The following is a 13500-nucleotide window of genomic DNA, read 5'->3' on the forward strand; positions in this document are numbered from 1 at the left end:
GGACGATTTAGTTCGTCCGTAAAATTCCCAATCGCACCGATAGACCCAAGCGTTCGAACCGAAGACCCACTCGCCCCCTTCACCCTCTGAAAATCTTCGACACCTTTTCACTATTCTCGCACTTGCTGGCCGCTTCCCGCCAAACGTCCCGTTGATGCGCGCGATCTTCCGGCGGGATTGAGCTGTACCATCGTGAAACAAGTATTCGGATATCTTCATCCATACCCCATTCGACGCACTTGCTGACAAGCTTTACGACTTCGTCAGCGGACCTCAGGCCGAAGAGGTGCAGGATCCTGATCCGAATAGGTGTGTCATTTTCCTCAGTGAGTTTACGCAGCCAGAGGAAGACACTCGTCGCGCCCATTAATTCGGTCCACGCCACTAGCGCCGACCGAAGAACTCCATAGAGAGGACCCCCACTCTTCCACCTGTCATAAAGATAGAAGAACTCCTCCGAAGACTTCGACGTACTAAGGCTCGCTGCAAGATTCTGCTGAGTCAAGTAATCCGAAGAGTCCACCACGAGGATCGATTCGACGATATTTGCGCTAAATTCCGCAGACCTAAATCGGATTGCATCATCCAACAATCTGGCAGCATCAAATTGGCGCCTAAGGCCTCGGCTGAGAAGTCCCCAGAGGGCGACGATCTCGCTTTCCGAAAAATGTGCCGCAGCCAAGGTAAGGGTGCGCGCCGCGTCATGATATCGCTGATCCCTGTAGCTTACCGAGATCTCCTCTACTACCTCTTCAGGACTGAGGGTGAATGACGATCCACTCGCCGCCTCGGCCCGCTCCGCGAGCTCCACCTCTACCTGATGGATCCGCTCTTCAAGCTCAGCGCACCGCCCTTCCGCTTCGGCCTTCAGGCGAGTGAGCACCTGAAGCTGCCTCCTCAAGTCTGCTATTTCATCCCTCAACCGATCCTGCTCATCCCTAAACTCCCCCTCTCTCCTCGCCAGCTCGCTGGAATGGGTTTCATTTTGCAGCCTCTCCTGCACCCAATCGCTACGCAATTCACTTAATTGTCTGTTTGCGTCATCGGCTGCGGCCTCTCTCTGATCCAGAAGCAGTTCGAGTGCCTCCTGCTGTCGTACAAGCTGCCGGATTGCCCGATGAGAGCGGTCCACCTCGTCACGCAGATGCTCCAGTTTGAATGCAGCCGGATCGGTGACCTTCAGCGCATCGAGCCTGAGCTGATGAATTCTCTGTCGCGCCTCCCGAGTGACTTCGCGCCTCTGATGCCGTTCTAGCTCTTGGAAGAGTCGATCAATGAACTCTTGAGTACAAACTCGCCGCCCTTTTAGGAATCTGGACACAGTGCTCTTGTCGATCATGATGCGCGCGGCGTACTGCTGCTGCGGGATACCCAAGCTGTTGAAGAGAGTTGTCAACTCCGTTGCCAGCGCCGCAACTTCGGGAGGAGTACTGACTTCCAACTCGGAGCGACCAAGCTCTGACCTGGCAACTTCGGACATCTCTGACCAACCTCCAGTGTCGAGACCGGTGCAACTGCACTGGCAACGCTTGATGATTGCAGCAACTTCCCCATCCTGGCTTACATGTTGGCCAAGCAGACATCCACAAGAGCTGAAGGAGGTCAATCAGGGTGGAGAACTGGAGATCACCAGTCGTTGGGGCTGGCGTAGTCCAAGAGGCATTGATCGTCGCACTACGCATGGTCCCGCTCGTGCTAGTGAGCATCTCGGCTGTGCCCGCATTGCTGATTCTGCCGTTCACGGGTCAGGCAGGCAGCCAGCGGGCAGAACGCATAGTGCAGCAACTGATCCAATGGAACCGTGTCGTGATACAGAAGGACACAAGGCGGCTGACGTAGTTTCACCGGACGGGGCCCTGAGGGCGTCAGTTGGGCCTCGCCCGAACGGCGTCCCGGGACTCACTCCCCCGAATACGTACTGAAGTTAAGCCGATCTCCAGCAGGTGAGGGCACATAGGTAGAGGTCAACGCCATGATCGTGCCGTACCCGCCCACTCTCTTCTAAGCACTTGGCCGCAGGTTCGAGTCCTGCCGGGGGCACTCTTGATCAGCCAGTGTCCGGCCCTCCTCCTGGGAGGGCCTTTTTGCTGGCCAGCGGCACACTAGCGAGAGGCCCGTACAGGGCGCATAAGGGTCGGACCCCGTCTACGCGTGCTTCTTCGCCGGGGACGCTATTCGGCTGGCGGCAGGGCGTTCAGGACCGGGGACGAAGCGCGGTGCTGCTCGCAGACCGCCCACCAGCTTTCGCCGCCCTTGTCACTCACGTGGACGCTCCAGGCTGCCCTGTTGGGGCATGGGGCGTTCCATGCGCAGTGCCGGCGATGAGACTCCGTGCCCACTGCGTGCTTGTGCTGATCCCACTGGATCGGTGGCTCGACAAGTTCCATGTCGCCAGTGAAGGGCACCTCCGGTGGGTGCCGCAGGGGAATGGTGGGGGTGGGCACTTCCTTGGGGGGTTGTCCGTTGTCGGGGTGTAAGCGCTGTGCACGTTGATGACTATGGAGACGAACGATGGCCCTGTGGGACCGCTTCAAGGACTCTGCGCAGACCATGCAGAGCCAGCTCAACGCCAAGAAGAACGACCTGAAGAGCGGCGGGTTCCGGGATGCCAGCATGGCCATGTGCGCGCTCGTCGCGGCTGCGGACGGGTCCATTGATCCGTCGGAGCGGCAGCGTGTTGCCTCGCTGATCGCTACCAATGACGTGCTGCAGAACTTCCCTGCCGATGATCTGCAGGCTCGGTTCAACGACTACTGCCAGAAGCTCTCCGCCGACTTTGATTTCGGCAAGGTCAGCGTTCTGCAGACCATCGGGAAGGTCAGCAAGAAGCCGACCGAGGCGCGTGCCGTGATTCAGATCGGGATCGTCATCGGTGGCGCCGACGGTGACTTCGACAAGACCGAGCAGGCCATCGTGCGTGAGGCTTGTTATGCGTTGGGGATCGCTCCTACGGAGTTCGATCTGTAGTTCTTCAGGCCAGGGCCGAGCCTGCCGTCAGGGCGAACGACGCTGTCGTCACCGCGGTGCGGGCCAGGTGGAGACGGGTCCACCTGGCCTCGAAGGCCTTGCGGGTTTCGGGTGCCGGTGTTGTTGACTTGTCCAGCGCCACGTTCAGGGGGATGTTGCCTGCCATCGTGATCAGGTGGCTGGCCGCCGCGCATGCCAGGGCTCCTATCAGGAGCAGGCGGGCGTCGTCCGTGCGGTCGGTCACGGGGACCGCCAGGGCTGCGGCCGGCAGTGCTACGAAGCCCAGGAAGAGCAGAAGGAACAAGGGGCCCGGGACCTTCTCGTTGATGCGGCGCATGGCCGCCACGAACTGCTCGTCGTCCAGCAGCTTCAGGCCGGGCATGATTCCTGTCGCGAAGGAGAACATGAAGCCGGCGTAGAGCCCTGTGGCGATGACGGCGAGGACGAGCAGTGTGGTGGCCATGCGAGACATCATGGCTCCAACTGGGCGATCTTGCAGCCTTGTTGTGCGGCGAGAGTTAGGTCTTGAGGTTGTTCGCCTCTCGTATTGCTGTCGCCAGGTCCTTCACTTGGGCGTCCTCCGTTGTGGTTGCCAGCTTGGCTGCCCTGTCGGACAGTTCGGTGAGTGTCGGTGCGGACGGGAGGCTCCTGCCTCGTAGTTCGTCCGCGAAGTAGGCCGCCACCGCCGTCACCTGGAGGCGGGTGCTCGTTTCGTTCCAGAGGTTGCTCTTGAGCGTCTCCGTCTCCACCATGCCGTTCTGTTCGTGCGGGGAGCGGTCCGACGGGTCCTGCCACCGTACGGTCGCCGTCGCCATGTGGCCCGTGGCTCCCGCTCGCAGCCGTACCGCGTAGAGCGCCGTCACCGTGTGGCCGGGGCCCACCTCTCCGCCGTCCACCCGGTCGTTGCGGAAGTCCTTGTCCGCGACCTTGCGGTTGTCGTAGCCGATCAGGCGGAACTGCTCCACCGTCTGCGGGTCGAAGGCGACTTGGGCCTTCGCGTCCCTGGCTGTGAGCTCGATGTTCGCCGGGAGCTGGTCGCAGAAGAGCTTGCGGGCCTCCGTGCGCGTGGAGACGTAGGTGGTGTGGCCGTCGCCTTTGTCCGCCAGGCGTTCCATGAGGGCATCCCCGTAGTCGCTGCCTACTCCTACGCCGAAGAGCGTGATGCCGTACTCGCGGCGCGCCCCGTCGATCCGCTTCAGGATCTTGTCCGCCGAGGTCTCGCCCGTGTTGGCGAGCGCGTCCGAGAGCAGTACGACGCGGTTGGTCGCGCCTTTCCTGTGGCCTTCCACCGCTACGTCGTAGCCGGTCCTGACGCCCGCCTCGACGTTCGTGGAGTCGGTCGGCTCCAGGCTGTCGACGATGTGGTGGATGCGGTCCCTGCGGCCCTCGACCCTGGTCATCGGGAGCCGCGTCTCGGCCCTGTCGCTGAAGGTGACGATCGCGATCGAGTCGTCGTCCCTGAGTTGGTCGGTGAGGACTCCCAGTGCGTCGCGCACCAGGTCCAGGCGGCCCGATTCGGCCATCGAACCCGAGATGTCGACCACGAAGGTGAGGGCTGCGGGCGGGCGTTCGGACGATTCGGAGCGGCCTCGGGTGGCGAGACCCACGCGGACCAGTGACCAGTCGTCATCGCCCGTCCTGGCGCCGTCGACCGTCACCGTGAAGCCGTTGCCGTCCGGGCGCTCGTAGTCCTGCCGGAAGCTGTTGACGAACTCCTCGGGCCGTACGGTGTGCGCCTCCGGGAGCCGTCCGTCGGCCAGGGTGCGGCGGGCGTAGCCGTACGAGGCCGTGTCCACGTCCAGTGCGAACGTCGAGAGGTAGTCGGGGGTGGGAGTGGGGGCCATGTCCTTCTGTTCGCCCTCGGCCTTGTCCGCCCCCGCGGCCGAAGTCGGCTGCGCGGGGGCGGGAAGCGGGCCGCTGTACCCTCCGCCGCCCTTGCTGTTGCTTCCGTTGGATCGGTCCGATTGGCTGCCGCCCGCCCCGCATCCGGCGGTGAGCAGCATTCCGCCGGCCAGCATCGTGGCCAGCACTCCTCTGCAGGTCTTTCCGCTGAGCTTCATGAGCTTCATGTCTATGAGACTCGCGAGGCCCCGTTTCGGAGCAGACGAAGGAGTTGCGGCTGCGTCTCGATGCGGACACAGCAGTCACGGGCGGGCTACGAGACGATGTCCTTTCGGGCGAACCCCCGGAATGCGAGCGCGAAGAGGATAAGCGCGTACGTCACCGAGATCGCCGACCCCTTGAGCATTCCGCCCCATTCGAGGTGCGGCTGGAGCGCGTCCGCCCACGCGAACTGCCAGTGCGCGGGCAGGAAGTCGCGCCAGGAGCCGAGCGCGGTGACCGCGTCCAGCACATTGCCCACGATCGTCAGCCCGACCGCGCCCCCGACCGCCCCCAGCGGCGCGTCCGTCTTCGTCGACAGCCAGAACGCCAGGGCCGCGGTGACCAGTTGGGAGACGAAGATGAACGCCACGGCGATCGCCAGGCGGGGAATCGCCTCGCCGGCCGTGAGCGATCCGCCGGTCGGCAGCTCCAGGGGGCCCCAGCCGTACGCGACCGTCCCCGCGGCCAGCGCCACGAGCGGCAGCAGCACCATCGCCGCCAGGCTGAAGCCCAGCGCCACCGTCAGCTTGCTCAGCAGCAGCCTCACCCGGGGCACGGGGGCGGCGAGCAGATACCTCAGCGAGGACCAACTCGCCTCCTGAGCCACGGTGTCGCCGCAGAACAGCGCCACCGGCACCACCAGCAGGAACCCCGCCGAGACGAACAGGCACGTCGCGGCGAAGTTGGCCCCGGACGCCGTCGCGGTGTCCATCAGCGTCACCCGGCCGTCCCGCCCGCTGGGGGTCCCGCCGATCGCGAAGGCCGCGATCAGGATGAACGGGAGCGCCACGAGCACCGCCCCCATGACCAGCGTCCGCCGCCGCTTCCACTGCCGCATCGCCTCGACACGCAGCGGCAGCGTGTGCCGGGGGCGGTAGCCGGGCGCGGTCTGTACGAGGGTTACGGGGGTGCTGCTCATTCGGCTCCTCCTCCGATCAGGGTGAGGAACGCGTCCTCGAGGCGTCGGTGCGGGCCGACCGCCGTCAACGGCACGTCCAGGCGCACCAGTTCGGTGATGAGCGCGACCGGGGTCGCCCCGTCCAGCCGCACCAGGAGTCCGCCGTCCGTCCGTACGGCCGATCCGATGCCGGGCAGTGCGGCCACCTTCTCCGCCAGTACGTCGGTGAATTCCGTCTCCGCCATGACCAGCAGCGTGTCCCCGCTGCCCGTGATCTCGGCGACGGGTCCGGCCTGGATCAGCCGGCCGCGGTCCATGACGACCAGATGCGTACAGGACTGCTCCACCTCGGCGAGCAGGTGGCTGGAGACGATCACGGTCCGGCCCTCGGCCGCGTACCGGATCATCACGTCGCGCATCTCGCGGATCTGCGGCGGGTCGAGCCCGTTGGTCGGCTCGTCGAGGATGAGGAGGTCCGGGAGTCCGAGCATCGCCTGGGCGATGGCGAGCCGCTGCCGCATGCCCTGCGAGTACGTCCGCACCGCGCGCTCCAGCGCGTCGCCGAGGCCGGCGATCCGCAGGGCGTCCTCGATGTGCGAGTCCTCGGTCGGGCGGCCGGTCGCCTTCCAGTACAGGTCCAGGTTCTCGCGCCCGGTGAGGTGCGGCAGGAAGCCCGCGCCCTCCACGAAGGCCCCGACCCGCGACAGCACCGGCGAGCCCGGCTGGATGGCGTGCCCGAAGACCCTGATGTCGCCGCCGTCGGGCGTGATGAGCCCCATCAGCATGCGCAGGGTGGTGGTCTTGCCCGCGCCGTTGGGGCCGAGCAGGCCGAGGACCTGGCCCTTCTCGACCCGGAAGGAGAGGTCGCGGACCGCGTACCGGTCGGACGACTTGGAGTACTTCTTCGCCAGGTCGGTGATCTGCAGCGGCACTTCCGCCAGTTCGGGGTCCGGCGCGGGGACCGACTTCCTCCGCGTGACCAGCAGCCCTGCGGCGATCAGCGCCGCCAGCGCGGGCAGCCCCCAGACCCACCACGGCAGCGGGGCGGCCGCCGTCTTCACGGCCGGGTCGGTGGGCACGCTCAGCCCGCCGCTCCCTTCGAGGCCGATGGTGTACGTCGCCGGGGCGGCCGGGGATGCGTACCCGAGGTCGGTCGAGGCGAGCACCAGCCGCAGCCGGTGCCCCGCGTCGACCTGGTGGTCGACGGCGGGCAGCGTCAGCTCGACCGACTTGCCCGCGGCGGTCCCGGTGATCCGCACCGGTGCCACCAGCTGGCTGGGCAGCACCTGTTGCTTCCCGTCGGGCCCGACGTCGTACACCTTCCCGAAGAGCACCGTCTCGTCGCTGCCCTCGGACTTCACCTTCACCTTGACGGTCGGCGTGCCCGTGATCCGCAGGTTCTGCTTCAGCGGCGCCGAGTCGAAGCGCGCGTACTGACCGGGGAAGTCGAGGGAGAGGCCGACGCCGAGCCCGGAGAGCTGCGACAGCGCGCCCACACCCGGCACGGCGGAGATCGCGGGCGGGTTGGCGCCCGCAGGGTTCTCGACGGTCTGTTCGCGGCCGGTGAGCGCGATCGTACGGTCGCCGGAGACCAGCCCCGGGTAGCTGCCGGAGCTCGCGCCCCTCAACTGGGCCGCCCCGTCGGTCGAACTGATCCCGCCCGTGCGCGTCACCCGGAAGGCAGGGCCCGTGTCGACGCCCTTGTCCCCCTTCAGATAGCGCCCGAACCAGTTCGAGATCCGCCCGTCGATACGGCCGGTCTCGCGGTCCCCTCCGTCGTGGCCGCCCGCGATCCAGTCCACGGCCACGGGTGCGCCGTTCGCCTTGATCGCCTTCGTCGCGGCGTCCGCCTGACCCAGCGGGAAGAGGGAGTCGGTCTGGCCCTGCACGATCAGCGCGGGCACCTTGATCCTGCTGCCCACCGCCGAGGGGCTGCGCGCTTCCAGCAGTGCGGTCGCCGCGGCGTCCGGCTTTCCGGCCACCGCGACCCGCTGGTACATCTCGCAGAGCTGCTTCTCGAAGTGCGAGCAGCCGCCGCCGCTGTTGATGAAGATCCCGGCCCAGAGCTTCTTGAAGACGCCGTCGGGGAAGAGTGAGTCGGCAAGGTTCCAGTACGTGATCTGCGGGGCGATGGCGTCGACCCGCCCGTCGTACCCCGCCGCGAGGAGTGAGATCGCCCCTCCGTACGACGCCCCCGTGACGCCAACGCGCGGGTCCCCTGCCTTGTCCAGCTGGACCTCCGGTCGCTTCGCCAGCCAGTCGATCAGCCGTGAGACGTCCTTGACCTCGCCGTTCGGATCGTTCAGGCCGATCTTGCCGGTCGACTTGCCGAAGCCGCGCGCGGACCAGGTCAGGACCGCGTACCCGTCCCGTGCGAGCTTCTCGGCCTGCCCCTTCACCTCGTCCTTCGACCCGCCGAACCCGTGTCCGATCAGCACGGCGGGACGCCGCCCGGAACCGCCCTCGGTGAAGTACGAGGTGTCGAGCGAGACCCCGTCCACCGCCATGGTCCGGTCCTCGCGGTGCACGGGCGCAGGCCCGTCGGAGGCGACGGCCGTCCACGTCCCCGCCCCCACCAGGACGGCGATCGCGGCGACAGCGCCGGTGAAAACCCGGCTGCGCCTGCTGCGAGGCTTGCGTAGCTTCATGACTGCAACCCTAAGCGGCAGGTCTGACACCCGAAGCTGCCACCAGGTGGAACTCTCGGTAGCACCCGGGGAGTACGCGGCCGACGCCCCGTACCGCAGCAGGAGTAGAGAGGCGGCGCCCATGCCGGACCATCTGGAGATCCGCCGCGCGAGCGACCCCGCCGAACTCCTCGCCGCCCAGCACCTCTTCGACGGCCCGGTCCGCCGCGAGTGGTCGGAGCGCTTCCTGGCGGACCCCGGCCATCTGATGCTCCTCGCGTACGTCGAGGGGGCGCCGGCCGGTTTCATCACGGGCATCGAGATGCTCCACCCCGACAAGGGGTCCGAGATGTGCCTGTACGAACTGGCGGTGGACGAGCCGTACCGCAGACGCGGGATCGCCAGTGAGCTCGTCGCGACGCTGGCGGCGGTGGCGCGCGACCGCGGCTGCTACGACATGTGGGTCCCGGTAGACGCCGACAACGAGGTGGCGCTGGCGCTGTACCGGGCGACGGGGGCGGGGACAGAGGAAGCGGTCGCGGTGCTGACCTGGACCTGGGACTGAACCGTCGCCGCCCCTACGATCATGCCCATGCCTTCAGCCCTGGTCCTGATCGACCTGATGCCGCGCATCGTCGCCCTCCCTCTGGCCCCGCACACCGGCGAGGAGGTGCTGGCGCGCTCCCTGCTCCTGGCGGACGCGTTCCGGGCGGACGGCCGGCCAGTGGTGCTGGTCCGGGTGGACCGCCCGAACGTCGCCGAGCAGCCGCCGGGCAGCGGCTTCGCCGAGGGCCTCGTACGGCCCGGCGACATCGAGATCGTCAAGCGCACGGTGGGCGCGTTCCACGGGACGGACCTGGACGGGGAGTTGCGCAGGCGCGGGGTGGACACGCTGGTGCTGGCGGGGCTGGTCACCACGATGGGCGTGGAGTCCACGGCGCGGGCGGCGAGCGACCACGGCTACGAGCTGGAGTTCGTGGCCGATGCGATGTCCGCCTTCGCGGCGGACGAGCACGACTTCGCGGTGGAGCGGATCTTCCCCCGGTTCGGTGAGGTCAGGAACGCGTCGGCGTACCTCTGAGGCCAGCCGATCAGGTCACTCGCCCTCGCCTTCCACCAGGATCCGCGCGTAGTTCCCCAACGACCGCTGATAACGCGGCAGATGGGGTGCGAGTGCACGGAGTGCGAGCGACACGGCTTCGCGCTCGCGGCCCACGTCGGTCAGGGCCAATGCGAGGAATCCCCTTACGGCATCATCGAGTTCGTCGCTCCCGGCGTCCGCCTCGGCGGTGAGCAGGGTGACGCTCTCCTCCGACCGCCCCAGATTCCGCAGCGAACTGGCCATCTGGATCACGGCACGTCGCCGCCGTATCCCGGGCAGCCCGGCCTCCAGTGCCTCCTTGTACAGCGGCACGGCAAGGTCGGAATGCCCGGTCGAATCGAGCGCTGCCGCGCGCTCGAAGATCCCGATCGGGCTTCCTTCGGGCAGTTCGGCGACGAGCTTGTCGATGGCGGCCCGGAAATCGTTGTCCTCGTACGAGTCGATGGACGCGTAGGCGTCCACGATGCGCTGCTCCCAGTCAGAGTTCATGGTCACACCTTAGGGAGCGGACGCGTCCGCCCGGAGGTTCATGAGGCCGGCCGCGGTGGGGCGGAAACCGCACGCGGCGTAGAACGGCTCCAGCTCCGGCTCGTAGTCGACGTGCAGCCACTCCGCGCCCCGCGCCCGCGCCTCGGCCGCTGCCGCGCGCACCAGGCGGACCCCCAGGCCTCGTCGGCCCTCCTCCGGGTGGACCGTCGTGTCCAGGATGAAGGCGTGCGCCCCGCCGTCGCCGACCACGTTGACGTACCCCACCAGGCGATCACCCCTGTGCGCCGCGATCCAGACAAGGCTCCGGGCCAGCAACGGTGCGAAGGCCGTCGGGCGGTGGTCCGGCCAGGCGGCGGTGAAGAGGGTGTTCAGGGCTTCGTCCGTGAGTGCGGGGCTCACCGAGAGGGTCGGGGTGTTGGTCGTCATGCGGCGAGACTGCCTCGCCTCGCGGGGCGTTCCGGCGGCGGCTTCAGCTTGGGCCAGCGTTCTCGTACGCGGTCGTGCAGATCCCTGGTGAGGCCGTGGACACCCGCCAGGTCGGGGCGGGCCGCCGTGCGGCGGGTCACCACGCCCAGGCGGTGCGTCAGCCGTTCCCTCGCCGTGACCGTGCCCCACTTCCAGTCCTTGTACGGGAGTTGGGCCAGGTGGTCCTCGGACTCCCTCAACGCCCGCTCCACCAGGGCGTCTCCCCTGATCAGCCAGCCCACGCACGCGTCCGTGAGGTCGCCCTCCGGCTCCGCACCCCTCGCCTCGCGCCACGTCGTACGGTAGGCCGCTTCCGCCCGGTCGAGCAGGTCGGCCGGGGGTGCGGTGACGCACCAGCACGTCGGGAAGCCGATGCGCAGGTACGCGAGTTCCGCCATGCCGTTGCCCAGCGAGGCCTGTTCGAAGTCGATGAATCTGACTCCGGCGGAGGTGTGCAGGTCGTTGCCCGGGCACGGGTCGCCGTGGAGCAGGGCGTCGCCCGGAGCCTCGGCCAGGCGGTCCAGGAGTGCTGCGAGTTCCCCCGACACCCCTGTAGGGCAAGGAACTTCCAGAGTGTCCGCGAGTGCCAGGAACGCCGTCACGTCCTCCTGCGCCGGGCCCTTCCACTTCGGCAGCGCACCCCTGTCCTCCGGCCCCGTCGTCGCATGCAGCGCCGCCAGCGCCGTGGCGTAGTGCACGATCCCGTCGGCGGGGCGGAGGTGGTGCTCCACGTGTTCCAGTACGAGCAGCCGTTCCTCGTCGTCCGTGGCCAGCAGTGCGGGCACCACGGGCGGGTCCGCGCGGGCGGCGAGGCGCAGGGCGGTGACCTCGCGCGCGTACCGGTCGGCGGCGTCCGGTCCCTCCACGAACTGCTTCACCACCGCCGGGCCCGCGTCCAGTTCCACCCGCCACACCCGCGAGCGCGGGCTGCTGACCAGCTTCCTGGCCCCCTTCAGCTGGCCCAACTCGGCTTGCATGCCTTCCCCGTACGGCACCGGTGATCTCATCTGTCCCACTATTCACCGCGGTTACGGGCCCGATGGGCGGCCACCGTCGTACGGCTCGCGCACGTGTTGCCGCAGAAGCGGCGGCTGCGGTTGCGCGACTGGTCGACGAAGAAGCGCGCGCAGCCTGTCGCGCGGCAGCGGCCCACCGTCACCTCCGGGGCGCCACTCGCGACGTGCGCGAGCGCCGCCGCGCAGGTGCGGCCCAGCCAGCGGGCCGGGGGTTCGCCGTCGGGGGCGTAGTGGAGGTGGGCGGTGCCGGGGCCGTCGTGGGCGCTGAGGTGGAGGCGGGGCGGGAAGCGGGTCAGGAGCCGGTTGACGGCCTCGACGTCGCCGGCGTCTCCGTCGGCCACGGCGGCCACTGCCGCGCGGAGCGGAGCCAAGAGGGGTGCCAGCTCGGTCCAGGCGGTCAGGGTGACGTGGTGCTCCGTGAGCATCTGCCGTGTGTGGTCGGTGAGTTCGGACTCCGACTCGGCGTTGGCCACTTCCACGGCCACCCGGGCCACGTTTCCCATGTAGTCCTCGTAGCGCACTTGACCACCTACCTCTCCGCTGGGACTGTAGCCACCATGATGCTTGATGCCACCTACTCTGCGCGCACACTCCAGCGGGCCGGCCAGTGGGACGCCGCACTTGCGCTGCTCCCCGGGGGCGCTGAAACCGCCGCCCTGCGGGCCGAGTTGCTCGTCGACCGGCACACCTGGCGGCTCGATCCGGTCGACGAGGCGCTGGATGCCGTACGCAGCCTGGGCGATCCGCACTCCGGAACCGCGGCCCTGCTCACCGCCCAACTGGAGTACTACCGGCGACTGTTCAACCTCGGCGGACCCGCACTCTGCGCCGACCCCGTCGAAGCCTTCGCCGGCCTGCCGCCGACGGCGTGGTCCGTCTTCTGGTGGTCCGTGGCCCAGGAGAACCTCCTCCAGGACAAGGACGCGGCCGCCGAGGGGCTGGCCCGGGCGCGGGCGCTCGCCGCGGCCGAAGGGGATCGCCTGGTGGAGTCGTACGCCGTACGCCACCAGGGCGGCCTCCTCTTCTTCGAGAAGGGCGACCACCAGCGCGGCCTCCCCCTCCTGCGCCGCTCGCTTCAGCTGCGCGCGGCCTGCGGGGCGCGGCCCCAAGTGGCGGCCTCCCAGATGACGTTGGCGGAGGCACTGGGCCCGGGCGAGGAGGGTGACGAGCTGCGCGAGATCGCCGCTGGGACCGCCGAGGAGCTGGGGTTGACCTGGCTCAAGGCCGCCTAGGGATCAGGCCGGTGCGGCGTAGCAGTGCACCGTCACCGTCTGGGTCGGGCTCCACTGCTGGTCCACCGTGGCCAGCAGCTCCCAGCCCAGGCGTTCGTACAGGGCCGCCGCCGCGGTGTCGGAGGCCAGGACGTCGAGGACCGGGTGCAGACCGCGCTCGTGCGCGTCCTCCACGGCCCGCGCCATCAGCCGGGCACCGATCCCATGGCCACGCGCCGCCGGCGACACGAACAGGCGGCTGATCACCGCAGTGCGGCCGGCCGAGGCGCCCTCGCGGCGGCCCCACAGCACCGGCGCCGCATCGCCTTCACCGCTGCGGGACAGCCCGATGTGACCGATCACCTGCCCGTCCAGCTCCGCCACCCAGGCCGCGAGCAGCGAGGGCTGCGCAAGCCAATCGCCGGGCCGCTCGGGCCAGTTCACCGGATAGCCGTCGCCGCCATGGACGTCGGCCAGCACGCGGACGCAGGCATCGAGATCGGCTGCGTCGCGCCGCCTGATGCGGCAGGGCGAGGATTCATTCTGTTGGTTCACCGCAGCATGCAAACACACGTCAGGTGAGCGCGAGGCCCGCACGGACGTCGTGTGATGTCCGTACGGG

At 68.1% G+C, this 13500-nt stretch carries 14 protein-coding genes; 4 read left to right on the plus strand and 10 right to left on the minus strand.

Annotated elements, in window-relative coordinates; genetic code table 11:
- Positions 1-79: 79 nt before the first annotated feature.
- A complete protein-coding gene (locus tag OG707_RS12490; RefSeq protein WP_329117489.1) occupies positions 80-1480 on the minus strand; it encodes a hypothetical protein in 1401 nt (466 codons plus the stop codon).
- A 1031-nt stretch (positions 1481-2511) separates the two neighbouring features.
- Between OG707_RS12490 and OG707_RS12495 the strand changes: the two genes are divergently transcribed.
- Complete coding sequence (locus tag OG707_RS12495; RefSeq protein ID WP_329117492.1) at positions 2512-2967, plus strand: tellurite resistance TerB family protein; 456 nt, start codon at positions 2512-2514, stop codon at positions 2965-2967.
- Between the two features lie 4 nt (positions 2968-2971).
- On the opposite strand, the gene OG707_RS12500 is transcribed toward OG707_RS12495, so the two are convergent.
- From OG707_RS12500 to OG707_RS12515, 4 genes are all read right to left on the minus strand, one after another.
- Positions 2972-3430 (minus strand): anthrone oxygenase family protein, encoded by a 459-nt coding sequence (locus OG707_RS12500; RefSeq protein WP_329117494.1) that lies wholly within the window; start codon positions 3428-3430, stop codon positions 2972-2974.
- 55 nt (positions 3431-3485) lie between these two features.
- Entirely contained in the window at positions 3486-5027 is a 1542-nt protein-coding gene (locus OG707_RS12505; RefSeq protein ID WP_329127755.1) for a vWA domain-containing protein, read from the minus strand.
- A gap of 95 nt (positions 5028-5122) precedes the next feature.
- Positions 5123-5989: an ABC transporter permease gene (locus tag OG707_RS12510; RefSeq protein WP_329117496.1), complete on the minus strand. Its 867-nt coding sequence runs from the start codon at positions 5987-5989 to the stop codon at positions 5123-5125.
- Positions 5986-8616 carry an alpha/beta fold hydrolase gene (locus tag OG707_RS12515; protein ID WP_329117498.1) on the minus strand — a complete coding sequence of 877 codons (2631 nt, stop codon included), beginning with the start codon at positions 8614-8616 and terminating at the stop codon, positions 5986-5988. The genes OG707_RS12510 and OG707_RS12515 overlap by 4 nt, the downstream gene beginning before the upstream one ends.
- Positions 8617-8737: 121 nt before the next feature.
- Between OG707_RS12515 and OG707_RS12520 the strand changes: the two genes are divergently transcribed.
- Together OG707_RS12520 and OG707_RS12525 are read left to right on the plus strand one after the other, a co-directional pair.
- On the plus strand, positions 8738-9160 hold the full coding sequence (locus OG707_RS12520) for a GNAT family N-acetyltransferase (protein WP_329117500.1): 423 nt from the start codon (positions 8738-8740) through the stop codon (positions 9158-9160).
- 21 nt (positions 9161-9181) lie between these two features.
- Positions 9182-9676, plus strand: a complete 495-nt coding sequence (locus OG707_RS12525; RefSeq protein ID WP_443071320.1) for an isochorismatase family protein — start codon at positions 9182-9184, stop codon at positions 9674-9676.
- A gap of 15 nt (positions 9677-9691) precedes the next feature.
- Here OG707_RS12525 and OG707_RS12530 read toward each other — a convergent pair whose 3' ends face one another.
- Genes OG707_RS12530 through OG707_RS12545 form a run of 4 tightly spaced genes read right to left on the minus strand, consistent with a single transcriptional unit; the run spans position 9692 to position 12188 of the window.
- The gene (locus OG707_RS12530) at positions 9692-10186 is read right to left on the minus strand and encodes a tetratricopeptide repeat protein (protein ID WP_329117503.1); all 495 of its coding nucleotides are present in this window, start codon (positions 10184-10186) and stop codon (positions 9692-9694) included.
- 9 nt (positions 10187-10195) lie between these two features.
- Positions 10196-10612 carry a GNAT family N-acetyltransferase gene (locus OG707_RS12535; protein ID WP_329117506.1) on the minus strand — a complete coding sequence of 139 codons (417 nt, stop codon included), beginning with the start codon at positions 10610-10612 and terminating at the stop codon, positions 10196-10198.
- The gene (locus tag OG707_RS12540; protein ID WP_329117507.1) at positions 10609-11658 is read right to left on the minus strand and encodes an aminoglycoside phosphotransferase family protein; all 1050 of its coding nucleotides are present in this window, start codon (positions 11656-11658) and stop codon (positions 10609-10611) included. The genes OG707_RS12535 and OG707_RS12540 overlap by 4 nt, the downstream gene beginning before the upstream one ends.
- Positions 11659-11666: 8 nt before the next feature.
- Entirely contained in the window at positions 11667-12188 is a 522-nt protein-coding gene (locus OG707_RS12545) for a CGNR zinc finger domain-containing protein (RefSeq protein WP_329117509.1), read from the minus strand.
- A 36-nt stretch (positions 12189-12224) separates the two neighbouring features.
- On the opposite strand from OG707_RS12545, the gene OG707_RS12550 reads away from it, so the two are divergent.
- A complete protein-coding gene (locus OG707_RS12550) occupies positions 12225-12899 on the plus strand; it encodes a hypothetical protein (protein WP_329117511.1) in 675 nt (224 codons plus the stop codon).
- Positions 12900-12902: 3 nt separating this feature from the next.
- Here OG707_RS12550 and OG707_RS12555 read toward each other — a convergent pair whose 3' ends face one another.
- Complete coding sequence (locus OG707_RS12555) at positions 12903-13433, minus strand: GNAT family N-acetyltransferase (RefSeq protein ID WP_329117512.1); 531 nt, start codon at positions 13431-13433, stop codon at positions 12903-12905.
- Between the last annotated feature and the right edge of the window lie 67 nt (positions 13434-13500).

Origin of the sequence: Streptomyces sp. NBC_01465, from assembly GCF_036227325.1 — a bacterium.
Classification (GTDB): Bacteria; Actinomycetota; Actinomycetes; order Streptomycetales; family Streptomycetaceae; genus Streptomyces.